The organism is Planotetraspora sp. GP83 (genome assembly GCF_041262585.1).
Taxonomy (GTDB): domain Bacteria; phylum Actinomycetota; class Actinomycetes; order Streptosporangiales; family Streptosporangiaceae; genus JAOEGB01.
The window spans coordinates 102288-126958 of sequence record NZ_JBGCBZ010000003.1 but is presented as its reverse complement, the minus strand read 5'-3'; the positions used below and the strand labels follow the sequence as shown (position 1 = coordinate 126958).

At 71.2% G+C, this 24671-nt stretch carries 22 protein-coding genes; 15 read left to right on the top strand and 7 right to left on the bottom strand.

Annotated elements, in window-relative coordinates; translation table 11 throughout:
* The 12 genes from ABH927_RS05400 to ABH927_RS05345 all read left to right on the top strand — a co-directional run bounded on the left by ABH927_RS05400 (position 1) and on the right by ABH927_RS05345 (position 12989).
* Positions 1–915 carry a site-specific tyrosine recombinase XerD gene (locus tag ABH927_RS05400; RefSeq protein ID WP_370018607.1) on the top strand — a complete coding sequence of 305 codons (915 nt, stop codon included), beginning with the start codon at positions 1–3 and terminating at the stop codon, positions 913–915.
* A 110-nt stretch (positions 916–1025) separates the two neighbouring features.
* Positions 1026–1919, top strand: a complete 894-nt coding sequence (locus ABH927_RS05395) for a ParA family protein (RefSeq protein WP_370018605.1) — start codon at positions 1026–1028, stop codon at positions 1917–1919.
* A gap of 43 nt (positions 1920–1962) precedes the next feature.
* Positions 1963–2886: a ScpA family protein gene (locus ABH927_RS05390; protein ID WP_370018604.1), complete on the top strand. Its 924-nt coding sequence runs from the start codon at positions 1963–1965 to the stop codon at positions 2884–2886.
* Between the two features lie 54 nt (positions 2887–2940).
* On the top strand, positions 2941–3576 hold the full coding sequence (gene scpB / locus ABH927_RS05385; protein ID WP_370018602.1) for an SMC-Scp complex subunit ScpB: 636 nt from the start codon (positions 2941–2943) through the stop codon (positions 3574–3576).
* On the top strand, positions 3573–5531 hold the full coding sequence (locus ABH927_RS05380) for a pseudouridine synthase (RefSeq protein ID WP_370018601.1): 1959 nt from the start codon (positions 3573–3575) through the stop codon (positions 5529–5531). Before scpB ends, ABH927_RS05380 begins: the two co-directional genes overlap by 4 nt.
* Positions 5532–5641: 110 nt before the next feature.
* Positions 5642–6001 (top strand): chorismate mutase, encoded by a 360-nt coding sequence (gene aroH, locus ABH927_RS05375; RefSeq protein WP_370018599.1) that lies wholly within the window; start codon positions 5642–5644, stop codon positions 5999–6001.
* 144 nt (positions 6002–6145) lie between these two features.
* On the top strand, positions 6146–7240 hold the full coding sequence (locus ABH927_RS05370) for a prephenate dehydrogenase (RefSeq protein WP_370018597.1): 1095 nt from the start codon (positions 6146–6148) through the stop codon (positions 7238–7240).
* Between the two features lie 204 nt (positions 7241–7444).
* On the top strand, positions 7445–8521 hold the full coding sequence (locus ABH927_RS05365; RefSeq protein ID WP_370018595.1) for a carbohydrate-binding protein: 1077 nt from the start codon (positions 7445–7447) through the stop codon (positions 8519–8521).
* 324 nt (positions 8522–8845) lie between these two features.
* Positions 8846–9493: a (d)CMP kinase gene (gene cmk / locus ABH927_RS05360; protein WP_370019037.1), complete on the top strand. Its 648-nt coding sequence runs from the start codon at positions 8846–8848 to the stop codon at positions 9491–9493.
* A gap of 27 nt (positions 9494–9520) precedes the next feature.
* Positions 9521–10945: a ribosome biogenesis GTPase Der gene (gene der, locus ABH927_RS05355; protein ID WP_370018594.1), complete on the top strand. Its 1425-nt coding sequence runs from the start codon at positions 9521–9523 to the stop codon at positions 10943–10945.
* A gap of 158 nt (positions 10946–11103) precedes the next feature.
* Positions 11104–12351: a sensor histidine kinase gene (locus tag ABH927_RS05350; RefSeq protein WP_370018592.1), complete on the top strand. Its 1248-nt coding sequence runs from the start codon at positions 11104–11106 to the stop codon at positions 12349–12351.
* Complete coding sequence (locus tag ABH927_RS05345; RefSeq protein ID WP_370018591.1) at positions 12342–12989, top strand: response regulator; 648 nt, start codon at positions 12342–12344, stop codon at positions 12987–12989. Before ABH927_RS05350 ends, ABH927_RS05345 begins: the two co-directional genes overlap by 10 nt.
* A gap of 72 nt (positions 12990–13061) precedes the next feature.
* Here ABH927_RS05345 and ABH927_RS05340 read toward each other — a convergent pair whose 3' ends face one another.
* From ABH927_RS05340 to ABH927_RS05320, 5 genes are all read right to left on the bottom strand, one after another.
* On the bottom strand, positions 13062–14981 hold the full coding sequence (locus ABH927_RS05340; protein ID WP_370018590.1) for a multicopper oxidase family protein: 1920 nt from the start codon (positions 14979–14981) through the stop codon (positions 13062–13064).
* On the bottom strand, positions 14978–15445 hold the full coding sequence (locus ABH927_RS05335; protein WP_370018588.1) for a DUF6220 domain-containing protein: 468 nt from the start codon (positions 15443–15445) through the stop codon (positions 14978–14980). The genes ABH927_RS05340 and ABH927_RS05335 overlap by 4 nt, the downstream gene beginning before the upstream one ends.
* A gap of 183 nt (positions 15446–15628) precedes the next feature.
* A complete protein-coding gene (locus tag ABH927_RS05330) occupies positions 15629–17143 on the bottom strand; it encodes an MFS transporter (protein WP_370018586.1) in 1515 nt (504 codons plus the stop codon).
* Positions 17140–17787, bottom strand: coding sequence for an LppX_LprAFG lipoprotein (locus ABH927_RS05325; protein WP_370018585.1), 648 nt, complete (start codon positions 17785–17787; stop codon positions 17140–17142). The genes ABH927_RS05330 and ABH927_RS05325 overlap by 4 nt, the downstream gene beginning before the upstream one ends.
* An 83-nt stretch (positions 17788–17870) precedes the next feature.
* The gene (locus tag ABH927_RS05320) at positions 17871–18338 is read right to left on the bottom strand and encodes a MarR family winged helix-turn-helix transcriptional regulator (protein ID WP_370018583.1); all 468 of its coding nucleotides are present in this window, start codon (positions 18336–18338) and stop codon (positions 17871–17873) included.
* Positions 18339–18386: 48 nt separating this feature from the next.
* Between ABH927_RS05320 and ABH927_RS05315 the strand changes: the two genes are divergently transcribed.
* Entirely contained in the window at positions 18387–19328 is a 942-nt protein-coding gene (locus ABH927_RS05315) for a cation diffusion facilitator family transporter (protein WP_370018582.1), read from the top strand.
* Here ABH927_RS05315 and ABH927_RS05310 read toward each other — a convergent pair.
* Positions 19308–19955 (bottom strand): 4'-phosphopantetheinyl transferase superfamily protein, encoded by a 648-nt coding sequence (locus ABH927_RS05310; protein ID WP_370018580.1) that lies wholly within the window; start codon positions 19953–19955, stop codon positions 19308–19310. The genes ABH927_RS05315 and ABH927_RS05310 overlap by 21 nt on opposite strands.
* A 364-nt stretch (positions 19956–20319) precedes the next feature.
* On the opposite strand from ABH927_RS05310, the gene ABH927_RS05305 reads away from it, so the two are divergent.
* Positions 20320–20748: a CBS domain-containing protein gene (locus tag ABH927_RS05305; protein ID WP_370018578.1), complete on the top strand. Its 429-nt coding sequence runs from the start codon at positions 20320–20322 to the stop codon at positions 20746–20748.
* A 79-nt stretch (positions 20749–20827) separates the two neighbouring features.
* On the opposite strand, the gene ABH927_RS05300 is transcribed toward ABH927_RS05305, so the two are convergent.
* The gene (locus tag ABH927_RS05300) at positions 20828–24172 is read right to left on the bottom strand and encodes a S8 family serine peptidase (protein ID WP_370018576.1); all 3345 of its coding nucleotides are present in this window, start codon (positions 24170–24172) and stop codon (positions 20828–20830) included.
* 235 nt (positions 24173–24407) lie between these two features.
* Here ABH927_RS05300 and ABH927_RS05295 point away from each other — a divergent pair, with 235 nt between their 5' ends.
* The gene (locus ABH927_RS05295; protein WP_203880454.1) at positions 24408–24659 is read left to right on the top strand and encodes a Smr/MutS family protein; all 252 of its coding nucleotides are present in this window, start codon (positions 24408–24410) and stop codon (positions 24657–24659) included.
* Positions 24660–24671 lie beyond the last annotated feature (12 nt).

Genomic DNA, 24671 nt, shown 5'->3' with positions numbered 1-24671 from the left:
GTGCTGTCCAGCTACCTCGCCCATCTGGCGGTGGAGCGGGGGCTGGCTGCCAACACGCTCGCGTCCTACCGCCGTGACCTGCGCCGATATATCGACCACCTCGCGGCGCGCGGGCTCGACACCTTCGCCCAGATCGCGGAATCCGACGTCGTCGCCTTCCTGACCTCGCTCCGGGAGGGCGACGACGAGCATCCGGCGCTGGTGGCCAGCTCGGCGGCCCGGGCGGTCTCCGCCGTGCGCGGCCTGCACCGGTTCGCCCTCCGCGAGGGCGTCTCCGGGCATGACCCCGCCCACGAGGTCCGCCCGCCGCGCCAGCTCCGCAGGCTCCCCAAGGCGATCGCCGTGGCCGAGGTCGAGCGCCTCATCGCCGCGTCCGGCCCCGAGGACGCGCCGCTGACCCTCCGCAACCGCGCGCTCCTCGAGGTCCTGTACGGCACGGGCGCCCGGATCTCCGAGGCCGTGGGGCTGGCCGTGGACGACGTGCCGTCCGGGGACGACGAGGATCACGACCAGGTGCGGCTGCGGGGCAAGGGCGGCAGGTCGAGGATCGTCCCGCTCGGCCGGTTCGCCCGGCAGGCCCTCGACGCGTACATGGTGCGGGCGAGGCCCCAGATCGCCGCTCACGGCCGGGGGACTCCCGCGCTGTTCCTCAACGCGAGGGGCGGCAGGCTGACCCGTCAGGGCGCCTGGGAGGTGCTCCAGGCGGCGGCGGAACGGGCGGGCCTTTCCGGTGTTTCTCCGCATATGTTGCGGCATTCGTTCGCAACGCACCTCCTGGACGGTGGCGCCGACGTTAGGGTTGTGCAGGAGTTGCTCGGCCACGCCTCGGTGACCACGACCCAGGTTTACACCCTGGTGACGGTCGACAAGCTCCGCGAGGTCTACGCGGCCGCCCATCCGCGGGCCCTGCGCTGAAGGCACTTCCAGGGGGCGCCGATATCGCGGCCTTGGGCGCGGCGCCTTGCCGCATACGTGCCAACCCTTTAAATTCGATCAGGTTCGGGGCCGTCAGGGAGGTTCAACAGGTGACTGCGACCACAGATGCGACGTGGACCGCGGGGACCCCCGGCGGTGCGATCGGGCCGACCGGCCGTCCCCGCCCGGTGTTCCCGGAGCCCACGCCGCCGGAGAAGCACGGACCGGCGCGGATCGTCGCGATGGTCAATCAGAAGGGCGGCGTCGGCAAGACGACCACCACGATCAACCTGGGCGCCGCGCTGGCCGAGGTGGGGCAGCGGGTGCTGCTGGTGGACTTCGACCCGCAGGGCGCGCTGTCCGTCGGGCTCGGCATCGACCCCCGGCCGCTCGAGTCGACCGTCTACGACCTCCTCATGGAGGAGCCGGACGTCACCGTTGAGGACGTGCTGCTCAACACCACCGTCGAGGGCATGGACCTGCTCCCGAGCAACATCTTCCTGTCCGGCGCGGAGATCAGGCTCGTCAACGAGGTCGCGCGGGAGTACGCGCTGCAGCGGGTGCTGGAGCCCCTACTGCCCCATTACGACATCTGCCTGATCGACTGCCAGCCCTCGCTGGGGCTGCTCACCGTCAACGCGCTGACCTGCGCGCACAGCGTGATGATCCCACTGGAGTGCGAGTTCTTCGCCCTGCGCGGCGTGGCGCTGCTGATGGAGTCGATCGGCAAGGTCCAGGAGCGCCTGAACAAGAACCTGGAGATCGACGGCCTGCTCGCGACCATGTACGACCCACGGACGCTGCACGCCCGCGAGGTCCTCCAGACGATCATGCAGGGCTTCGGCGACAAGGTCTTCCACACCGTCATCAACCGGACGGTACGGTTCCCCGACGCCACCCTCGCCGGCGAGCCGATCACCCAGTTCGACCCCGGCTCGATGGGCGCCACCGCCTACCGCGAGCTCGCCCGGGAGCTCCTCGTCAGGTGGCCCTCGCGAATTTGATCGCTTGCTGTCGCCTGCTCTCGCCGGCCGGGAGTGAGGGACAATGGGAGGCGTGACCCAGCAGGAGACCGGCAAGGAGACTGGGCAGGACAGCAGGCCCACGGGTGGCTTCCAGGTGCACCTGGACAACTTCGAGGGACCGTTCGACCTGCTGCTCGGCTTGATCTCCAAGCACAAGCTGGACATCACCGAGGTCTCCCTGCACAAGGTCACCGACGAGTTCATCGCGTACATCCGCTCCCGGGGCCCCGAATGGGACCTCGACCAGACGAGCCACTTCCTGCTGGTCGCGGCGACCCTCCTCGATCTCAAGGCGGCCAGGCTGCTGCCCACCGGAGAGGTCGAGGACGAGGAGGACCTCGCGCTGCTCGAAGCCCGCGACCTGCTCTTCGCGCGGCTCCTGCAGTACCGCGCCTACAAGGAGGCCGCCAAGGTCTTCTCCGGCCGGATAGCGGAGGAGGCGCTGCGCTTCCCCAGGTCCGTGCCGATGGAGAAGCGGTTCGCCGACCTGCTGCCCGAACTGGTGCTCGGCATCGGCCCCGAGCAGCTCGCGAAGATCGCCGCCAGGGCCTTCACGCCGAAGGTCCCGCCGTCCGTCTCCGTGACCCACATCTACCAACCGCTCGCCAGTGTGCGCGAACAGGCCGCTATCCTTGTCCAACGGCTGAGGCGGCTCCAGAAGGCCACCTTCCGGACGCTCACCGCCGACTGCGCGGGCACCTTCGAGATCGTCGCCCGCTTCCTGGCCGTCCTGGAGCTGTTCAGGGAGGCCGCCGTCTCGTTCGAGCAGCTGGAGCCACTCGGGGACCTGTACGTGACGTGGACGGGCGCCGTGGACGGTGACGTAGCCGTCGGCGACGACTACGACGAGAGCGTCAGGGACGCGGGCGGGGACGAGGCCCGGAACGGGGGCCGCGGCGCGGGGGAGAAGGCCGCCGGAGCGCCCGCCGACCAGCCCGGCGGGTGACCCGGGCGGTGACCGAGCGGCGGCTCCGCCGTTCAGCACGACCGACGAGGAGTTATGGAACACAGCGAGGGCTCCGGCTTCCAGCCGGCCCCTGAGGACGCCTCCGAGACGTCCGCGGGGTTGAACGGCTCCGGGGAGACGCCCGAGGCGGGACCGAGCCTCAGCGCGGCTCTGGAGGCCATCCTGATGGTGGTGGACGAGCCGGTCGCCGAGATCACGCTGGCCCAGGTCCTGGAGCGCCCCACCAACGAGGTCGCCACGGCCATTCGTGATCTCTCCGCGGAATACACCGCCGCCGGACGGGGTTTCGACCTTCGGGAGGTCGCCGGCGGCTGGCGCTTCTACACCCGGGCGGAATGCGCCCAGTTGGTGGAGCGGTTCGTCAGGGACGGCCAGCAGGCCCGGCTCACGCAGGCGGCGCTGGAGACCCTGGCCGTGGTCGCCTACCGGCAACCGGTCAGCCGGGCCCGCGTGGCGGCGGTGCGCGGCGTGAACAGCGACGGCGTCATGCGGACGCTGGTCGCCCGAGGCCTCGTGGAAGAGGCCGGAACCGACCCGGAGAGCCAGGCTGTGCTCTACCGGACGACGAGTTACTTCCTGGAAAGGCTGGGGCTGCGGGATCTCGATGAGCTTCCCGAGCTGGCCCCCTTCCTTCCGGACGACGTGGAAACCCTAGAGGAGCAGAAGTGAACAGCAGGCGTGGCACCCCGTCCGGTGATGGACGCGGTCGAAGCCGGAGCACCGGTCAGCAGGGCGGCGGCCCACGAGGCGGATCCGGCGGCGGATCTGGCGGCGGATCTCGCGGCGGGTTCCGTGGCACATCCGGCGGCGGGTCTGGCGGCCCGTTCCGCGGCGGGTCCCGGGACGACCGGCGCGGGGGTTCCCGGGGTTCGGACTCAGGTGACCGGGCCAGGCCCGACTACCGGTCTCAGTACGGCCCGGACGACCGCGCCCCAGAGCGTGACCGGGACCGGGACAGGGACAGGGACCGCTTCAACGGCCGCGGCGGCGACGACCGCGGCTCCTCTCGCGACGGCGGTTCACGTGGTTCCTTCGGCGACCGTGGCGCCTCCCGCGACGGCGGCTCGTTCCGTGACGGTGGTTCGCGCGGTTCCTTCGGCGACCGTGGCGCCTCCCGCGACGGCGGCTCGTTCCGTGACGGTGGTTCGCGCGGTTCCTTCGGCGACCGCGGCGCCTCCCGCGACGGCGGCTCCTTCCGTGACGGCGGCCGTGGCGCTGCCCGTGGCGGGGGCGGGTTCCGTGACGGTGACCGTGCTCCCATCCGTGACGGCCGCGCCGGCGATTCACGCACCCGGTACGGCAGGCCCGGCGGCCCTCGCGACCGCGACAGTGCTCCGTACCGTGACCGCGAGGGTGCCCCGTACCGCGACCGGGACTCCTCCCGCGCGGATGGCGGCGGCTCGCGTGGCGGGTACGGCAGGCCGGGTGGCGAGCGTTCCCGTGGGGCCGACCGTGGTTACGACCGGTCCGAGCGCGGGTTCGACCGTGACGATCGGCCGAGTGGCGACCGCCGTACCTCGACGGGCGACCGGCCCGGGTTCCGCGCCGAGCGCGGGGGAGCGCGCGCCAGGAGTGACCGGCGCGATGAGGTGCAGACGATCGGCCGGATCGGCGGCGGCAACGACCGGGGCGGTTCCCGCGGCCGGTTCGGCAAGGACAGCTCGCGGCGCGAGCTGCGCGGCGGCGCCGGCGCGTCCCGTGGCGGCGACCAGGCCCGCACGTCGTCCGGCGGCCGTGGCGGCGGCAACCCCGCAGCCGGCCGCAATCCCGTCGGCAACCGTAATCCCGTCGCCAACCGCAATCCCGGTGGGAACCCGTTCAAGAGCTCACGGCAGCCGCTGCGCGACCCGGACTTCTACGACGCGGACTACACCGACGAGCGCGACACCACCGAGGTGCCGGGCGGCGAGCGGCTGCAGAAGGTCCTCGCTCAGGCGGGAGTGGCCAGCCGCCGGGCCTGCGAGGAGCTGATCGGCGACGGCCGGGTGACGGTCGACGGCCAGGTGGTCCGCCGGTTCGGTGCGCGCGTGGATCCGGCCAAGCAGGTCATCCACGTCGACGGCAAGCGCATCCCGACGTCGTCGGAGCTGGTCTACTACGCGCTCAACAAGCCGATCGGCGTCGTCAGCACGATGGACGACCCGGACGGCCGCCCGTGCCTCCAGGACTTCGTCCAGGATCTCGCGCCCCGGCTCTTCCACGTCGGCCGTCTGGACACCGAGACCGAGGGCCTGCTGCTGTTCACCAACGACGGCGAACTGGCGCACCGGCTGACCCACCCGAGCTACGGCGTGCGGAAGAAGTACTGGGCCAAGGTGCCCGGTCCCGTGCCGCGTGACCTGCACCGGGTGCTCCGCAAGGGCATCGAGCTGGAGGACGGCCTGGCCAAGGTCGACGAGTTCCACATCGTGCAGGAGCACGGCCAGCAGGCGCTGGTGGAGATCGTCCTGCACGAGGGGCGCAAGCACATCGTCAGGCGGCTGCTGGAGACGTCCGGCCACCGGGTGATCGATTTGGCCCGCATCGAGTTCGGCCCGGTCAAGCTGGGCCGGCTGAAGCCGGGCACGGTGCGGACGCTGTCGCTTCAGGAAGTCGGCGATCTCTACGCGGCCGTCGGCCTGTAGCCTTGCCGCTCCGGTAAGGAAACTGCGCAAGCCGGGCACAATGACTGAGAGGCCACAACGATGGGCGGCGGAGCATGCCCATCCCTCCCATCGGGTGAGAGGGGAACGACATGGTGCGGGCCATCCGTGGAGCCATCCAGGTCGACGGCAACGATCGGGACTCGATCGTCACCGGGACGACCGAGCTGGTGACCGAGGTGATGGAGCGCAACAAGATCACGACAGACGACGTGATCAGCGTGATTTTCACGGCCACGCCGGACCTGACCGCGGAGTTTCCCGCGCTGGCGGCGCGCAAGCTGGGGTTTCACGATGTTCCGCTGCTGTGCGCCAGCGAGATCGACGTGCCCGGCGCGCTGCCGCGCGTGGTGCGCCTGATGGCTCACGTGGACATCGACCGGCCGCGTCATGAGATCCAGCACGTGTACCTGCGGGGCGCGGTTGCGCTCCGCGTGGACATCGCCCAGTGACAGCCCGGTGACAGCTCCAGTGACAGCCCGGTAGAGAGCCCGCACAGGCCCGGCGGCGGGTCAGGGGCAGCACAGTCGCACGGACAAGCGGGAACGGCGGGCGCGCGCCCGCCGTTCCCGGAAGATACGGCATAGGACGAGACGATGACTCCCATCGAGGGCGTGACGATCGGCAGTGTTGTCGTTGTCGGAACGGGTCTGATCGGCACCTCGATCGCGCTCGCCCTACGCCAGCGCGGCGTGCGGGTCTACCTGGCCGACCGGGACGCGGCGGCCGTGCGGTTAGCGAGGGAGCTGGGCGCGGGGGAGGAGTGGCCGTCCGACCGGACCGTGGACGTGGCGGTCATCGCGATTCCTCCGCAGTTCGTCGCCCAGCAGTTGCTCGATCTGCAGAAGAACGACGTCGCCCGGTTCTACACCGACGTCGCCAGCGTCAAGGTGCTTCCGCTGGCCCAGGCCGTACAGCTCGGGTGTGATCTGTCGACCTACGTCGCGGGTCATCCGCTCGCCGGGCGGGAGCGGTCGGGACCGGCGGCGGCGAGGGCCGATCTGTTCCTCGGGCGTCCATGGGCGCTGTGCCCAACGGCGGAGGCGTCCGGCGAGGCCGTCGAGGCGGTTCTGGAGCTGATCGGGCTGTGCGGCGGAAACGCCGTCAGGGTCGACGCGGGGGAGCACGACAGCGCCGTGGCGGTCATCTCGCACGCGCCGCACGTGACCGCGGCCGCGGTGGCGGCACGGCTGGCGGAGGCGTCGGACACGGCCCTGGGACTCTCCGGCCAGGGCGTGCGCGACGTGACCCGCATCGCGGCGGGAGATCCGGCGCTGTGGACCGGGATCCTGTCGGGCAACGCCGCTCCCGTGGCCGAGGTGCTGGAGGCCGTCGTGGCCGACCTGGCGGCGGCGGCCCGCGCCCTGCGCGCGTTCGCGGGTGACGGCACGGCGGTCTCGGGCGTCACCGAGCTGCTCGAACGCGGTGTCCGGGGGACCCACCGCATCCCCGGCAAGCACGGCGGCCCGGCCCGCACCTACGCGGTGGTCCAGGTCGTCATCGGCGACCGTCCGGGCGAGCTGGCCCGGCTCGTTCAGGCCGCCGGCGAGACCGGCGTCAACATCGAGGACATCCGTCTGGAACACGCTCCTGGGCTGCCTCTCGGCGCGGCCGAGCTGTACGTCCAGCCGGACGCCGCGACGGTCCTGGTGGACGGCCTGCGCGAACGCGGGTGGCACGTCCCGAGCTGAGTCCTGACGCTTCCTGGTCGCACCTCCCGCGCGGGCCGGTGACACCGCCGGCCCGCCCCGGGAGGTTGCGCGGGCGAGTCACCCCGGCGGCCGGGGCGAGAACGGGCTCTTAACATTAATTAATTGTTAAGAACCTTTCCTAACATTCGGCGATGCAGCAAGATAAGCGTCACTCGAAACACTCGCCCCCCGAGGTGACCGCAAGTGATACGTCCACGCACCGCCCTCCTTTCCGTCGCAGCCGTCGCCCTGACGACCCTCGCAATCCCGCAGCCCGCGGCTCAGGCCGTCATGGGCTGGCAGCTCCGCTGGGCGCCGGAGGCGTCCACCACTGGCCTGAACGCCTTCGAGACCGTCGAGGACGACCGGGCTGACTCCCACCCCGCAGGCGCCCCGCACATCAAGGTGTCGGGCAACGACTACCGGTTCGACATGCACATGGTCGACCGGGACAGCATGACCGACCGTCAGCGTCACGAGGTCACCGGCATGCGCACCAGCTCGTCGTCGTATCTCCAGTGGAACCTCGGCGAGACCTGGCGGGTCACCTACTCGATGTACATCCCGAGCACGCTGAAGGCCACCACGAGCTTCACCCACATCATGCAGATGAAGGAGCCCGGCACCGGGAGCTCCCCCATCGCGGTCACGTCGCTCCGCCGGGTCAACGGCGTGCAGACCATCGAGAACAAGGTCGTCGAGGGCGACGTCCTGGTCGGGCGGACCGACCTCGTGCCGCTGCAGAACAAGTGGATCGACGTCGAATACGAGATCAAGATCGGCGACGGCACCGCCGGATCGGTCCGCTGGGTGATCCGCAGCGGCGGCGTCACGATCGTCGACGCCAAGAAGACCGGTGTCGACACCTTCCTCGCCGACCGGGTCCGGCCGAAGTGGGGCATCTACCGCTCCCTCGGCGACACCTCGGGGTCGCTGCAGGACACCTACCTGCTGCTCCGCAACATGCGCGGCTACGAGTGGGCCGACGGCCCCGCCCCGAGCCCCTCCCCGACGCCGACGAAGACGCCCACCCCCACCCCGACTCCCACCAAGACCCCGACGCCCACCCCGACTCCCACCAAGACCCCGACGCCCTCCCCGACTCCGACCAGGACGCCGACCCCGACCCCGACGGGGGCCACGTCGTGGAAGGCCGGCATGAGCTACGCCGTCGGCGCCCTCGTCACCTACAACGGCGTGACGTACAAGTGCCTGCAGGCGCACACTGCCCAGGCCGGCTGGGAGCCGCCGAACGTGCCCGCCCTCTGGCAGCGCGTCTGATCGTCCGCGTGTGATCCTCCGCGTCTGGTCCTCCGGCCCGTCACCGGCTCTGACCCGCCTCGCCGTACGGCGATCGGCGACGTCTCGGTGACGGGCCGTCGGCTCGCGAGCGGGCGGCTCCGCCTCGGCAGGCCGGGGCGGAGGGGGCTGGGCATGCTCGGGCAGCCCCATTGAGGCGGAGTCGGCCCGGCTTTCGGTGACGCCTGAGGCGTTTCCCGGCCAGGGGTCATGATCCGATGCGCGGTTCCGCCCCGACTCCCGGTAGCCTCATGGGCGACAGCTCGATAGCGAAAGGGAGAGACCGTGCCGGGTCTGGTCGTCGCCATGGATGGTCCTTCGGGGTCGGGCAAGTCGAGCGCCTCGCGCGGCGTCGCGCGGGCGCTGAGCCTGCGCTATCTCGACACGGGCGCGATGTATCGCGCGGTGACCTGGTGGATGCTCCAGCGGGACGTCGATCTGGCCGATCCCTCGGCCATCGCGGCCCTCGCGGACGAGCCGGCGCTGGCCATGAGCACCGACCCGGACGCGCCCGGCGTGACCGTGGACGGCACCGACGTCACCGGCCCGATCCGCGGCCAGGACGTGACGGGCGCCGTGTCGGCCGTGAGCGCCGTTCCCGAGGTGCGCCGCCGCCTGGTGGCACTGCAGCGGGAGATCATCGCGGAGTCCCTGCCCGGCGGAGGGATCGTCGTGGAGGGCCGGGACATCGGCACGGTCGTCGCCCCGGACGCCGCCGTCAAGATCTACCTGACCGCGAGCGCCGAAGCCCGCGCCCAGCGCCGTACGGCCGAGCTGGACGGCACCACCGTGGAGGCGCAGAAGGCCGACATGGCGCGCCGCGACAGGCTGGACTCCACGCGCAAGGCCGACCCGCTGACACCGGCGGCGGACGCGATCGAGCTGGACACCACGCCGCTGACCCTGGACGACGTTATCGCCGAGGTTCTGCGGCTCGTCAAGGAGCGAGCCTGATCCTCTCCAGGATCGGGAGAGGAAGCGATGGGCAGGGACGTGACGGGGGAAGAATACGACGACGAGAGCGGCTGGATCGAGGCCGAGCTCGCCGAGCTTTCCGGTGACGAGGCCAAGGAGGAGCCCGACGCGGGCCCGCTCCCGGTCGTCGCCGTGGTGGGCCGCCCCAATGTGGGCAAGTCCACGCTGGTCAACCGCATCATCGGCCGCCGCGAGGCCGTCGTGGAGGACGTTCCGGGCGTGACCCGTGACCGCGTCACCTACGAGGCGACCTGGCGGGGCCGCCGCTTCACGCTGGTGGACACCGGCGGCTGGGACCCCGACGCCACCGGCATGGCGCTGCGCATCGCGGAGCAGGCCCAGATCGCGGCTGAGCTGGCCGACGTGATCCTGTTCGTGGTGGACGCCAGCGTGGGCGTGACTGATTCGGACGAGGCCGTCGGGAGCGTCCTGCGCCGCTCGGGCAAGCCCGTCGTGCTGGCGGCCAACAAGGTCGACAACCAGCAGATGGAGCTTGAGGCGACCGGTCTCTGGTCGCTGGGCCTCGGCGAGCCGCAGGCCGTCTCCGCCCTGCACGGCCGGTCCAGCGGCGACCTGCTCGACGTGGTGCTCGACGCGCTGCCCGAGACGCCGCCGCAGACCTTCGGCGTTCAGCGGGGCCCGCGCCGGGTCGCCCTGCTGGGCAAGCCCAACGTGGGCAAGTCGTCGCTGCTGAACAAGGTGGCGGGGGAGGAGCGGGTGCTCGTCGACCCCATGGCCGGCACGACCCGCGACCCGGTCGACGAGCTGGTGGAGCTCGGCGGCAGGACCTACCGCTTCATCGACACGGCCGGCATCCGCCGCCGCGACAGGGAGCTGAAGGGCGCCGACTTCTACGCGGCGATGCGCACGCGGGCCGCCCTGGAGCGCTCGGAGGTCGCCGTCGTCCTGATCGACGCCTCCGACGTGCTCACCGAGCAGGACCTGCGGATCATCAGCCTCGTCATCGAGTCGGGCCGCGCCATGGTCGTGGCGTTCAACAAGTGGGACCTGGTCGACGAGGACCGGCGTTACTACCTGGAGAAGGAGATCGACCGTCAGCTCGTCCGCACCCCGTGGGCGCTCCGGGTCAACATCTCCGCGAAGACCGGCCGCCACCTCGAGAAGCTGACCCCGGCGATCGAGCGGGCGCTGGAGTCCTGGGGCACGCGGGTGCCGACGGCCCGGCTCAACCAGTTCCTCACCGAGCTGGTGCAGGCCACGCCGCCGCCGGTCCGCGGGGGGAAGCAGCCCAAGATCCTGTTCGCCACGCAGGCGTCGACCGAGCCGCCCAAGTTCGTGCTGTTCACCTCGGGATTCCTGGAGGAGACCTACCGGCGTTTCATCGAGCGGCGCATCCGCGAGGAGTTCGGCTTCGCCGGCTCCCCGATCGAGGTCACGATGAAGATCCGCGAGAAGCGCAAGAAGAAGTAGCCCCCCGCCGCCGTGCCGTACGGCGCCGGGCCATGGCGGCGATAAGAAAATGCTTTCCATCGCCCGATGACCGGACAAGAGCAGTAGGGCCTGCACTACCAGGGAGACTCCCGGCCACGGGATCGATCGGGCGGACCCGGGGAAATAGCGTTGGGACCATGCGAAGACTCCTGCCCCGCCTGGCGGGCGACACCGCCTACCTGCTGCTCGGCCTGCCCCTCGCGACCCTCGCGTTCTGCCTCGTCATCGCCGGGATGTCGGCGGGCGCGGGGCTCGTGGTGGTCTGGGTGGGAGTGCCGGTCCTCGCCCTCACGATGCTCGTGGCGCGAGGGCTCGGCGACGTCGAGCGGCTGCGGCTGCGCGCGGTGCTCGGCAGGGACGTGGCCCGCCCCCGCTACCCGGTCGCGCCCCCGGGCGCCGGCCTGGTCCGCCGGATGGTCGCGCCGCTGACGGGCGGGCAGCCGTGGCTGGACGTGCTCCACGCCGTGGTGGCGTTCCCGGTCGCCATCGCGACATTCTGCGTGACGGTGATGTGGTGGGCGGTGACGGTCTTCGGGCTGACATATCCCCTCTTCGGGTGGATCACCTCGAACATCCCCGGCAACCATCAGCTTCCCGAGCTGCTCGGCCTCGGCAGGGGCTATGTCGTGGACAGCGTGTTCTACGTCGTGCTCGGTCTGCTGTCCGGGCTCACGCTTTATCCGGTCGTCCGCGGCTGTGCCGTACTGCAGGCGTCCCTGGGGAAGGCGCTGCTGACGGGCGTGGCCGAGCTGCGCGAGCGCATCGACGACCTGACCGAGGGGCGCAACGCCGCCGCCCACGCGGAGGCGGACGCGCTGCGCAGGCTGGAGCGGGACATCCACGACGGCCCGCAGCAGCGCCTCGTCCACCTGGCCATGGAGCTGTCCCGGGCGCAGCGCGAGCTGGAGCGGGACGCCTCGGCGGCCCATGCGACCATCGGGCAGGCCATCACCGCGACCCGCGAGACGCTCGACGAGCTCCGCGCCCTGTCACGCGGCATCGCCCCGCCCATCCTGGCCGACCGCGGGCTCGCCCCGGCGCTGGCCGCCCTGGCGAGCCGCTGCACGGTCCCGGTGGAGCTCGACGTCCAGGTCGCGGAGCGGTTCCCCGCGCTGGTGGAGAACACGGTCTACTTCGTCACCGCGGAGGCGCTCGCCAACGTGGCCAAGCACAGCCGGGCCACGTCGTGCTCGGTCACCCTCGCGAGGATCGGCGACTCGCTGCTGCTGACGATCGGCGATGATGGAGTGGGCGGCGCGCATGTCGCCAAGGGGCACGGCCTGTCCGGCCTGGCCGACCGGCTGCGGGCGGTGGAGGGCGAGCTGGCCGTGCGGTCTCCGGCCGGCGGGCCGACGATGATCGTGGCGGAGGTTCCGTGCGGGTAGTGGTGGCCGATGACGCCGTCCTGATCAGGGAGGGCCTGGTCCGGCTCCTGGAGGAGTTCGGCTGCGAGGTCGTTGCGGCCGTCGGCACCGGGAAGGACCTGGTCGAGGCCGTCGCCGGGCACCGGCCCGACGTGTCGGTGGTGGACGTCCGGATGCCGCCGTCCTTCACCGACGAGGGGCTCAAGGCCGCGGTCGAGGCTCGGGAGAAGGTCGAGGGCACGCCCGTGCTGATCCTCTCGCAGTATGTCGAGGTGTCCTACGCCGAAGACCTGCTGGCCGATGCCCGCGGCGGGGTCGGCTACCTGCTGAAGGACCGCGTCGTCGACGTCGAGGAGTTCATGGACGGCCTGCGCCGCGTGGCGGCCGGAGGGACCGTCTTCGACCCCCAGGTGGTCGCGCAGCTGATGGTACGGCGGCGCCGCGACGACCCCCTCGCCTCGCTGACGCCGCGCGAGCGGGAGGTCCTCGGGCTGATGGCCGAGGGCAAATCCAACCCGGCAATCGGGCGCCGGCTCGTCGTCACCGACGGCGCGGTGGAGAAGCACATCCGCGGCATCTTCGCGAAGCTCGGCCTCCACGCCGAGGACGGCGACCAGCACCGCCGCGTCCTGGCGGTGCTCGCCTACCTCCGCTCCTGAGGCCGGTCAGGCGGGCCTCAGGAGCGCCTCATACGGGCGTCAAGCGGGCCTCACGCGGGCCTCACGCGGGCCTCAGGCGGGATGGTTGCCCGCCGACACGTCGAAGGGGGTGGTGATCCCCTCGTAGGCCAGGTGGAACTCCATGCCCTGGGCGGCGTGGTTGAGGTCGTGGCAGTGCGACATCCAGATGCCCGGATTGTCCGCTATGAGGGCGACCTCCCAGACCTCGCCGGGAGCGACGTCGAAGGTGTCCATCCGCAGCCCGTTGGCCCGGACCCCGTCGCGGGACAGGATCTGGACGTGATGGCCGTGCGGGTGCATGGGATGGGTGTCCCTGCCCCGGTTCACCACCGTGATCTTGATGGTTTGGCCCTGCCGTACGAGCGGGGTGGGGATGTAAGGCCAGGCCTTGCCGTTGACCGTGTAGCCGAGCTTCGGCACGCCGTCCACGAGGGCCAGCGTCCTGTCCAGCACCCAGGTGACCTCCTGGTCGAACCGGCCGGGCACCGGGACGCGCGAGCCGTACCGCGTGATGTCGACGACCGGCCCCGAGGCGGCCGCGGGGGCCGGGGCGCCGGGGCCCGGGTTCCTGATCAGCAAGCCGGGATGACCTTCGGCGCACAGCAGGACCGGGCGGGACGGCATGGTGAAGGTCAGGTCGTAGCGCCCGCCCGCCGCCAGGTGCAGGCGCCGCCCGGTCAGGTCCGTCGCCCCCGGCACGTCGCCGCCGTCCACCGCCGCGATCCGGTACGGCACGCCGCTGAGCCCGAGGGTCAGCGGCAGGGAGTCGGTGTCCACGATCCGGAGCCGCACCGGGCTGCCAGGGGGGATGCTCGCCGTGGCGCGCTCGTCGGTGGGCGCGGAGCCGTCGACCGACATCGTGAGGCGGTCGCCGAACGTGTGCAGCGCGACCGTGTGATCCCCCTTCGGCGGCTGGGCGGGATCGACGATGAGCATCCCGAACAGGCCGCGTGGCACGGCGAGGCTGGAGTTCTGGTGGCTGTGGTACCAGTACGTGCCGGGATCGGTGGCCCGGAACCGGTAGACGTGCGACTGGCCCGGCTTCACCGCGTCCTGCGTCACGCCGGGGACGCCGTCCTCACCGCCGGGCACGTCGTAGCCGTGCCAGTGGATGGTGACCGGCTGGCCGGGCAGCCGGTTGAGCAGGGTGACCTCCACCAGGTCGCCCTGGCGGACACGTAACACCGGGCCGGGCACCTGGCCGTTGAACGACCACGCCTCGACCGTCCGCCCGGACGGCAGGCGGACCGTGGCGGGCCGCGCGGTGAGCGTGAACCGGCGGGCCTCCCTGCCAGAGGGGCCGAGCAACTGGTCGACGGGGACGCCGAAGGCCGTCGCGTCGTGCCCGGCGTGGAGGTGGCCGCCGGACCAGTTTCCCGATACCGCCCAGATCAAGGCGACGAGGAGCACGCTCACCCCGGCGAGCCGCCACCGGTCGCCGGACCGGCGTCCCGGAGAAAGACGTCCAGGAGAAAGAGGCCCGGGAGTGAGGAGCCGCCACGTGAGGGCGGAGGCACCGGAGAAGAGGGCCAGGACGGCCACGACCCCGCCGGCCGTCACGGGGTAGGAGATGACGACGCCGCATATGATCCCGGCGGCCGCTCCGTAGGCGGTCACCAGGAGGGGGAACGCGACACGCCGGGCGGACGGTTCCGGGCCCGGCCGCAGCAGCCGGGGCAGGCTGATCACGGCCGAGGCGAGCGCCGGAACGACGACCAGCGGAAGGGCGAGGGTCACCTTCTCGGCGACTAACGACCAGCCCGCGCGGGCGAGGCCGACGGTGACGAGCAGCCGGAGGGCGGTCACGGCGATCGCCGCGGCGCACAGCGCCGCGGCGGCCAGGAAGGTGCGGCGGGCGGCCTCGCGAGGCTGCCGCGCCGCCGTCAGGGCCACGCCCCCGGCCGCGGCCCACACCGCCGCGACCAGGATGAACAGGATCTGATCGAGGGCGATCAGCTGGGCCGTCGTCACGCTGGCGTGGTCACCCCGGTGCCGGACCGCGTCAGGACGGTCGTGTCCTTCGCCAGGGCGCGGGCCTTGCGGACCAAGATGACGGCCACGGCGAGGATCGCCACCCCGTCGAGAGCGTGGAAGCCCAGGACGGCGAGGCCGGCGGTGGTCGTCTTCGTCTCCGTCGCGCCGGCGATCTCGGCCAGCGGGAAGATGACGAACAGCTGCACCGCGACGAGCACGAACGGCACGATCGACAGGCCGATGAGCCTGCCGCCGGCCTTGGCGAAAGCGGCGGCGATGGTGGTGATCAGCGAGATCAGCGGGATGATCATCGTCCCGTTCATCACGTGGTAGCCGATGGCGGCGTTGGGGTCGCCGGGCGCCGGATGGGGTGTCTCGAACGCGCCGAAGGTGGCGAAGTAGAACTGGGCGAGCACGGCGACGAGTTGCAGGACCGTCAGCACGAAGTAGGCCTTGCGCATGGGGGGCTCCTTAAGCGAGCGGGAAAGCCCCGGGGGTTCTGCGGGGCCGTACGGACTTGCGTCTTACGGGGCCATGGTGCGGCGCGCGGCGTCCCGGGCGCACGGGACACTCGTCCCTGCCGGACCGGGAAATCTCACCACCGGGAAATCTCACCGCCGCCCGGTTCGGCGTCGACGCCTGCGTCAGGACGGGTGGGCTTCCGCGACGGGACTGCCGGCCACGCTCCTGCCGCGTTCGCGCCGGGGGAGGGCGAGGGCCGTCACCGCGCCGATGGCGCACAGGACCGCCGTGATCAGGAAGATCTCGGAGTATTCGAGGTGCAGGGCCGCCCTGACCTTGGCGGTGTAGCCGGCCACCCTCCTGGCGTACTCCACCGCGTCCACACCGATCGGCAGCGGCGTGTCGAGGTTCGCCGTGAGCGACTGGAAGCGGTGGAAGCCCCAGGCGGACAGCGCCGCCACGCCGAGCAGCATGCCCATCATCCGCGCCACCACGACGGCCGCCGACGCCACCCCGTGCTGTACGGCGGGCACGACCCGCAGCACCGCCGACGAGACCGGCGCGATGACGGCGCCCAGCCCGAGCCCGGCGACGACCAGGTCGGCGTCCACCCGCCAGCCGGCGGCGGCCAGGTCGGCGGGCCAGCGGGAGATCATCAGGTAGCCGGCGGCGGCGACCGCCATCCCGGCCACGGCCACCGGCCGCTCGCCGAAGCGCCGGGTCAGCGCCCCGCCGAAGAACGCCGCGACGGCCAGCGCGACCAGGAAGCGGGTCAGGACCAGCGCGCCGCCCACGGTGTCCTTGTCCAGGAGCGTCTGCGCGGCCAGTTGCACGTCCACGAGCGTGACCAGCAGCGCGGCCCCGGCGAGGAAGCTCACCGCGAGCGTCGCGAGCAGCGGCCGCCGGGGCACGCCCGTCAGGTCGAGCAGGCGCACCGGCGAGCGGACCTCCCAGGCCACGAACAGCACGGCCGCCACCGCCCCCGCCGCCACGCACGGCAGGCCCCACGGCGGCAGCACCGACCGGTCCGGCGACGGGTTGTAGAGCCCCGCCACGAGCAGGCCCAGCGCGAGGGCGAGCAGCACTCCGCCGCCCACGTCGACCCGCGTCTTGCCGTACGGCTCCCGCCTCGCGGGCACGCTGCGGTGCACGGCCACGGCGGCGAGCAGGGCGAGCGGCACGTTGATCCAGAAGATGCCGCGCCAGCCGGTGAGCGCGGCCAGCCCGGCTCCGTAGAGCGGGCCGAGCACGCTGCCGAGCTCCTGCGCGGCCCCGACGGTCCCGAGCGCCAACGGGCGGGAGCGCTCGTCCCACAGGTCGCCGACGAGCGCCATCGTGATCGGCAGCAGCGCGCCGCCCGCCACGCCCTGGAGCGTACGGCCCGCCACCAGGCCCGGCACGTCCTGAGCCAGCGCCGTGACCAGCGACCCGGCGGCGAACCCACCCAGGCAGGCGTGGATGAGCGGGCGCCTGCCGTACCGGTCGGAGAGCTGGCCGAGCAGCGGCATCGCCGCGACGTAGCCGAGCAGGAAGCCCGTGACGATCGGCGTCGCGCGCTCCAGGTGGTTCAGCGGGACGCCGACGTCCTTGGCGAGGTCGACGAGGACGGTCACGACCACGTACGCGTCGAGTGCCGCGAGCAGTACGGCGGTGCCTCCGACGCCGAGCGCGACGCGGCGGCTGTCCACGGCGGTCATGACGCGGGCGGCGTGATCGTCACGGGCGCGTCGTAGTCCGAGAGGGTGACGGCGACCGAGCCGCCGTTGAGCGGAAGGTCGATCTTGAGGAGCCTGCTGGTGGCCTTGTCGATCCACACGGTTCCGTTGACGCCCTGCTGGACGCCGGGGATGAGCTTGGCCAGGACCTGCTGGGCCAGCGTCACCGCCACTCGGTAGGCGTCCGCGCCGCCGACCTTCTCGACCGCCTCCGACCGGGGGTCCTTCGCCGTGGACAGCAGCTCGGGCACGCCGGTCAGCACCGCCGACGGGTCGTAGATGGCGGCGAGCTGCTGGCGGGTCATCGTCTGGAAGCCGCCGGTCGGGCCCTTGAAGTGCACCGTGTCACCGGCCAGCACGAACTCGAGCTCCTGCAGGCCGCCGAAGTCGATCTGCAGCGTGCCCTTGGCGTCGCCCTCCTTGGTGAGGCTGCCCTCGGCGTGCCGGACCGGGACGGCGGGGCGGTCCTTGGTCTCGATCGTGAAGGCGACGGTCTTGACGGTCTTCATCGCCTCCGCGGACCGCTTCAGCAGATCGGCGCCGCTGGGGATGGCGGCCTCGCTCTTGGAGCTGCAGGCCGTCGAGAGCAGGAGGGCGGCCACGACCAGCCAGACGATTCTTCTCACACGCGGATCGTAGCGATCGGTCCACGACGGCACGCGCTTGTGCGCGTATCGGTTTGGCCCACCCGCCCGATCGGACGACGGCCTCACCTGGCGGAGCGGACCTCCTGGAGGTGGTCGACGACCTGCGTGTAGATCTCCTCCACGGTGGCCACCTGAGCCGGGGTGAGCAGGTCGATGAAGTGACTGCGGACGCTGGCCACGTGGTCGGGGGCCACCCGCCGGATGGTGTCCCAGCCGTAGCCGGTCAGCACGGCGAACGTGCCGCGCCGGTCGTCCTCGCAGTGCTCCCTGATCACCAGGCCGGCCGCCTCCATGCGGGAGATCTGGTGCGACAGCCTGCTGCGGGACTGGATGGTGGCGTCGGCGAGCTCGCTCATGCGCATTCGATGCTCGGGGCTCTCGGATAGGTTGACGAGGATCTCGTAGTCGCTGAGTGACAGCCCGAACTCCTGCAGCTCCCGGTCGAGCTGGTGGGACAGCAGCCGGTGGGCGGCGAGATGAGCGCGCCACGCGCGCTGCTCCTGCGGGCTGAGCCAGCGGGGGTCTTCCATGTGCAAAGCATAAGATCGCAGGGGCCGGGCAGAGCGGACGGAGTGGCGATGGGCGAGAACGAGAACGGCGAGAGCCTTGGCACGGTTCTGGTGGCGGGCGCGGCCAACCTCGTCATCGCGCTGGCCAAGCTGGTCGCCGGCCTCATCAGCGGGTCGTCGTCGATGCTCTCCGAGGCCGCCCACTCGGCCGCGGACACCATCACCGAGGTGCTGCTCTTCACCGCGATCCGGCACGGCGAGCGCCCCGCCGACCGGCGGCACCCGCTGGGGCACGGCTCGGCCAGCTACCTGTGGGCCATCGTCGCGGCCGGGTTCACCCTGGTGGGCGGCGCCGGCTTCTCGCTCACGCATGGCTGGCACACGATCACCCACGGCGAGGACCTGGGCGACATCGGGATCTCCTACATCGTGCTCGCCGTGTCCTTCGCCATCGAGTCGGTCTCCCTGTGGAAGGGCCTGTCGCAGCTCCGCAAGGAGGCCGGCCGGTGGCACGTGAGCTCCGGCCGGCTGCTCAGGCGGACGGCCGACACCATGCTCAAGGCGGTCGTCTACGAGGACATCGCCGCGCTGGTCGGCATCGCGATCGCGGGCGCCGGTCTCGGGATGGCGCAGCTCACCGGCTCGTCCGTCTGGGACGGGATCGCGTCGATCGCCATCGGACTGCTGCTTCTCGTGGTGGCCCTCGTCCTCATCAGGACCAACGCCTCGCTCCTCATCGGCCAGGCGGCCCCCGCGATGCTGCAGGAGGAGATCCGGGCCGTGCTCGTGGCGCAGCCGGAGGTCGAGGCCGTGGTAGATCTCGTGACGCTGATGATCGGTCCCAACCAGATCATGGTCGCGGCCAAGATCGACTTTCTGGACGAGACGACCGGCGAGCGGCTGGAGCTGGCCTCCGACCGGGTGGAGAAGTGCCTCACCCAGCGGTTCCCCGAGATCAGGCAGGTCTTCCTCGACCCGACGCCGGGCCGGTCAGCCCCCCAGCAGGCGTAGCTTCGCGGGCTCGTCCGTGATCGCGGTGGCGATCACCGTGCCCGCCGTCCATTCGAGCAGGTGGCGGCCGTCCCATTCGAGGCTGCCGGACAGGCCGTCGTCGAGCGGCAGCCCGGACAGGTCGGCGTCCCGCAGCCGGTCGAGGGCCAGCTCGCCGCGCTTCACCAGAGCCTCCTTGCGCACCCACTGCCGGATGAGCTTGCGGTTGTCCCGCCCCACCAGCGCCGACTCGGACGGTGTCAGCGCGAGCGCGGCGAGGTTCTCGTCCGCCGGGCCGTCCGTCGCGTGCTCGGCGTCCACGCCGACCCTCCCGGGGCCCGCGGCCGCGCACACGTACCCGGAGGTGTGGGCCAGGCTGATCGACAGCGCGGGCTCCTCGGCCAGCCACGGCCGTCCGTGGGCCTGGCCGCAGTGGTCGCACCGCTGGACGACCGTCAGCATGCAGGCCCGGGTGCCCAGGATCTCGGCCGCGCAGTGCCGTACGAGCAGGTGGGCCGCGACGAAGTCGAGGCGGTCCTGCTTGCGGGTGAACCGTTCCGCGCGGGTGCGTTCCGCCTCGGTGAGCGTGCCTCCGACGACGTCGAGGACTGCGTCGGTGTAGCCGGCCACGGCCAGTGGGGGGCGCACCGGATCACCCTATGGGACCTATGTGACGACCGAGTGAACTGGCGGCATGGGAACGGGCCATTACCGGGCCCTTCTCCGTCGAGGCCGGCGGAGGCCAGTGGAGGCCGGTGGAGGCGGTCAAACCGTGGGGATCACCTTGGGGATCACCGTGCCCCCACAGGGTCAAAGGCCCTCAAGGGGAGAGCCGGTTGACGGCCATGTTTCTGGACAAGGGAGGGGCGATATTTTCCATACCCTGGGGTCAGGGGTCTTGACGGAGTTGGACAACCACTGTTGCCTGGGAAAACAGGCTTTGCCGCTCCCGCCGGACGGCCGGAGCGAGAGACGGGGTTCGCCCCCCGGAGCCCCGGAAAGGCGGTGTCGATTGCTCATCGGCTCGATCTTGCAGGCTAAGGGAACCAGCGTGGCGACGGTCCCCCCGGATGCCACGGTCATCGAACTACTGGCCACGCTGGCGAAGCTCAACATCGGTGCGGTGGTCGTGTCGGAGGACGGCACGACCATCGCGGGAATCGTCTCGGAGCGTGACGTCGTACGGCGGCTGCACGAGCGTGGGGCGGGCGTCCTCGGCCAGCCGGTGTCCTCCATCATGACGGCGGAGGTCCGCACCTGTGGTCTTGACACGAACGTGGAAGAGCTCCGCCGTACCATGACCAACCACCGCATACGGCACGTCCCGGTTGTGCGGGGCGGCCGGCTCGTGGGCATCGTGAGCATCGGCGACGTCGTGAAGAGCGCCATCGAGGAGCTGGAAACCGAGAAGGACGCCCTCGTCGGCTACCTCCAGAGGTGACCGGCGGGGTCACGGACAGAGGTGACAGACGCCAGGGGGCCCGGCGGACGATCCGCCGGGCCCCCCGCCTGCCTTCGCGCTACTGGACGGTGATCTTGTCGACCTCGACCGTGATGCCTCTCACCTGCGGGGTGGAGGTCCCGGTCGTGACCGTGCCGGTGCCCTTGGACACGCCCTTCGCCTTGAACGAGTAGGTGAGCGTGCCGCCGGGGGCGCCCGGCGTGCTGGTGATCCGGTAGTCCTGCGTGGGCGGACCGCTGATCTGGCCGCCCGCGTTGCCCTCGGCGTTCTCGGCGCCGACGGTCAGGCCGTAGGCCGCTCCGGGGTCACCCGGCAGGTGGGCGGGGTCGTAGGCGTAGGTGATGTCCTCGGTGCCGTTGAGCCCGATCCACTGCTGGAAGACCTTGAGGTCGCTCGTGCCGTACAGGTTGACGTGCCACTCGACGACCAGCCACCGGTTGGTCCCGTCGCTGAGGGTCCCGACGTAGACGCCGGGCGCGCCGGTGCCGTTGAGGTCGGTCCAGTACGACGCGAGCACGCCGTTCGGCGGCGCCTGGTCGGGGAGCGTCTGCGGCGCGAACGCGATGTCCGCCGAGCCGTTGGTGCCGCCCGCGACCGTGTAGCCGTTGGAGACGATGCCGATCTTGTTGTAGGTCCGGCCGGCGAAGACGTACGCCGGGACGTTGAAGTTCAGCGCCTCCTCGTCACCGATGGGCTGCGGCGCGATGCCGAAGTCCGCCAGTGACAGCCAGCCGCCGGCGGGGTTCTCGCCGGGCGCGATGCCCGGCTTGTCCGGCTGCCTGGCCGCGAGGGTCGCCTTCGCCGTCACGATCTGCGAGCCGATCTGGGTGGCCCCGGTGACGCCGGTGAGCCGCAGCTTGGAGTTGAGCGTGCTGACGGCGGTGACCTCGGAGTTCTCCAGCGTGTTGTTCTGGACGGACACGGTGCAGGTGGACTCCGCCGAGTTCAGGGCGATGGTGCTCGGCGCGCAGGTCTGGTCGATCGGGACCGCGCCCTCCTGGCGGAAGAACGCCACCGGGAGGTGCTGTTCCCTCGTGCCGCCGATCTGCTTGAAGTTCACCTGGCCGAAGTACTGCCCGTCGGGCAGGTCCGGCGCGGCGATCACGATGGTCACCTTGACGCTCTTGCCCGGCTTCACGCTGAACAGCGGCGGCAGCACGGTGATGCTCGCCCCGCTGACGGTGGTGCCCGACGCGGAGTAGGTGAGCGTCCTGCCGGTCGCGTTGACCAGCGTGCGCTTGGCCGTGATCACACCCGGCATGGTCGGCGCGTTCACCGACGGCAGGTTGAGGTCGATCCGGTTGAGCGGGTCGGCGGCGGAGGCGAGGTAGTTCGCCGCCGTCTCGTCGATGGTGAGGCCCGCGTCACCGGCCTTGGACAGGTCGATGCGGCCGCCGCCCAGGTCGAACGGGTCGGCCGGCGTGGTCCGGTCCGGCTTGGTCACCTTGGTGACGGCGGTGGTCTCCAGGGCCGACTTCACCTGGCCGGGAGTCCAGTCGGGGTGCAGGGCGAACACCAGCGCGCCCGCGCCCGCGACGTGCGGCGACGACATCGAGGTGCCCGCGATCGCCTGGAACAGGTTGCCCGGAGGGCCGTCCACCTCCGCCTCGGGAGTCGGGGTCTGGCCGGCGAGGATGTGCAGGCCCGGCGCGGTCACGTCCGGCTTGAGGAAGTCGCCGCCCGGTCCCCGCGAGGAGAACGTGGTCATCACGTCGCCCTGCCAGGTGGCCTTCTCGCCCTGGGTGAAGGTGGCCGTCGCGCCCGGGTGGGAGCTCAGCCAGCTCAGCAGCACGTCGGTCTCCGGCTTGTCGATGTGCACTGCGGGCAGCCAGTGGTTGTCGGTCATGATGTCCAGCGGCGTCGCGTTGTAGAGGATCATGCCCGCGGCGCCGCCCTTCTTGACCTGGGCGCCCTTGAGCACCCGGTTGGCACCCCGCTGGCAGGCGACGATCTTGCCGGTGAACAGCCCGGCTGGTGGCGTGCTGACGCACAGCGCGTCGTTGTACGGCGGAGCCGACGCGAGCACCACGGGAAGCGGTGTGGAGATCCCCTGCGTGATCGACGCGCCCTTGATGGACGGCCCGCCGGTCAGGGTGATCGTCGACTGGTACGTCCGCGCCTGGGTGGACGCGGCCACCGTGGTCACCCACGGGCTGCGGTGGTCGGTCGTCCCCGCGCCGGGCCCCGAGTTGCCCGCGGAGGCCGAGACGAACACGCCCGCCGCGTACGCGTCGAGGAACGCCAGCTCGACCGGGTCGCTGTAGGGGTCCGAGCCGCCCGAGATCGAGAAGTTGATCACTCGTACGCCGTCGGCGATGGCCTGCGCCACCGCGGCGGCCGAGTCGGACTGGTAGCAGCCCTCCGCGCCGCAGACCTTGTAGACGGCGACGTGCGCGGCCGAGGCGATGCCGTGGATCGCGCCGCGGTCGATGCCGAGCGGGTTCGCGTGCTCCACCGGGCCGCCCGCCGACGTGCTCGCGGTGTGCGTGCCGTGGCCGTTGGAGTCACGGGCGCTGTCCGGGTACGTCTCGCCGCCGACCAGCGCGTTGTACGTCGCGAGGAACGGCTGGCCGGAGATCAGCTTGTGGTTGCAGGCGAAGACGTCGCTCGCCTGCGTGAGGGGGTTGTCGCCGAAGTCGCAGGTCCGCGGGGTCCCGTCGGCCCTCGGCGGGGGAGCCGGGAGAGTTCCCGGGTCGGCGAACGACGGGTGCTCCGGCCACACGCCCGAGTCGAGGATGCCGACGATGACGCCCTTGCCCGAGGAGTTCGCGCCGCCGAGCTGGTTGTAGATCGTGTTCGCGCCGATGAACTCGGGGCTGGAGTCGGTGAGGGGCTGCTCCCTCTTGTCCTCCTGGACGGCGGCCACGCCCGGCAGCTTGAGCAGGTCGGCCGCCTTGTTGGCGGGGACTGTGAGGGCCACGCCGCCGTAGACCGTGCGGAGCTTCTGACCGACCTTGGCCCCGGCGACCTTCTTGCTCAGCTCGCTGAGGAAGGTGTCCTCGATGCCCTCGATGTGCTTGGTGTATTTGGCGGCGTCCGCGCTCTTGAGGTTGAGCGACCTGCCGGTGACCGACGGGCTGGTGCCCGGCAGGCCGGGCAAACCGCCCTTGTACGCGGCGAGCGAGTCGTAGTCGAGCTTGACCACGACGCTCGCCGGAGCCGCCGACTGCGACTTCAGCAGAGACTCGTCGCTCTTGGCGAGCTGGCCGCTCGGGGACTTCGCGCCCTGGACGCGCTCGGCGCCGGTGACCGCTGTAGCGTTCCAGGATCGCGACGGCGTGGGACTCGGGTCCGCGGCGGCGGATCCCGCGGGGACCATCGCGGCGATGAGGCCGAGACCGGCGACGACCGCGCTCGTGCGCAAGCTCGTGCGTAAGTAGGTAGGCGGGGGCTTCCTTGACACGACACCTCCCTGGAGACCGGTGAGGACCCGCCGCCCGCAGGCAGAGAGAAGTCGTGCCGCCCAGTTGGCATGGGAAGGTACGGCCCCTCCCCCTTGGGCGGCGAGCGAACGGCCACCCGTGTGGGTGGCCGAACCTGACAGGGAGTCTAACTAACGATCATTTTCAAGGCTAGATCGCTTTTTATGTTGATTTGGCATCCGCTTGGTGCCGGGGGCGAGCTTTAGACTCGTATCCGTGAAGCTCAAGCTGGATCTCCACGACATCTACAACAAGGGCGGCGAGATCGACCGGGCGCTGCGCGGCATCATCCAGGAGGCCGTCCAGAAGAAGGCCACCCAGGTGGAGATAATCCCGGGCAAGGGCTCCGGCCAGCTCAAGAAGAAGGTGCTCCGCTTTCTTGAGCAGAAGGAGATCAAGGCGCTCTACCACCGGATCGACAAGGACGCCAAGAACCACGGCCGCCTGTTCGTCTACTTCCGCTGGTAGGGAAAGAGTGAA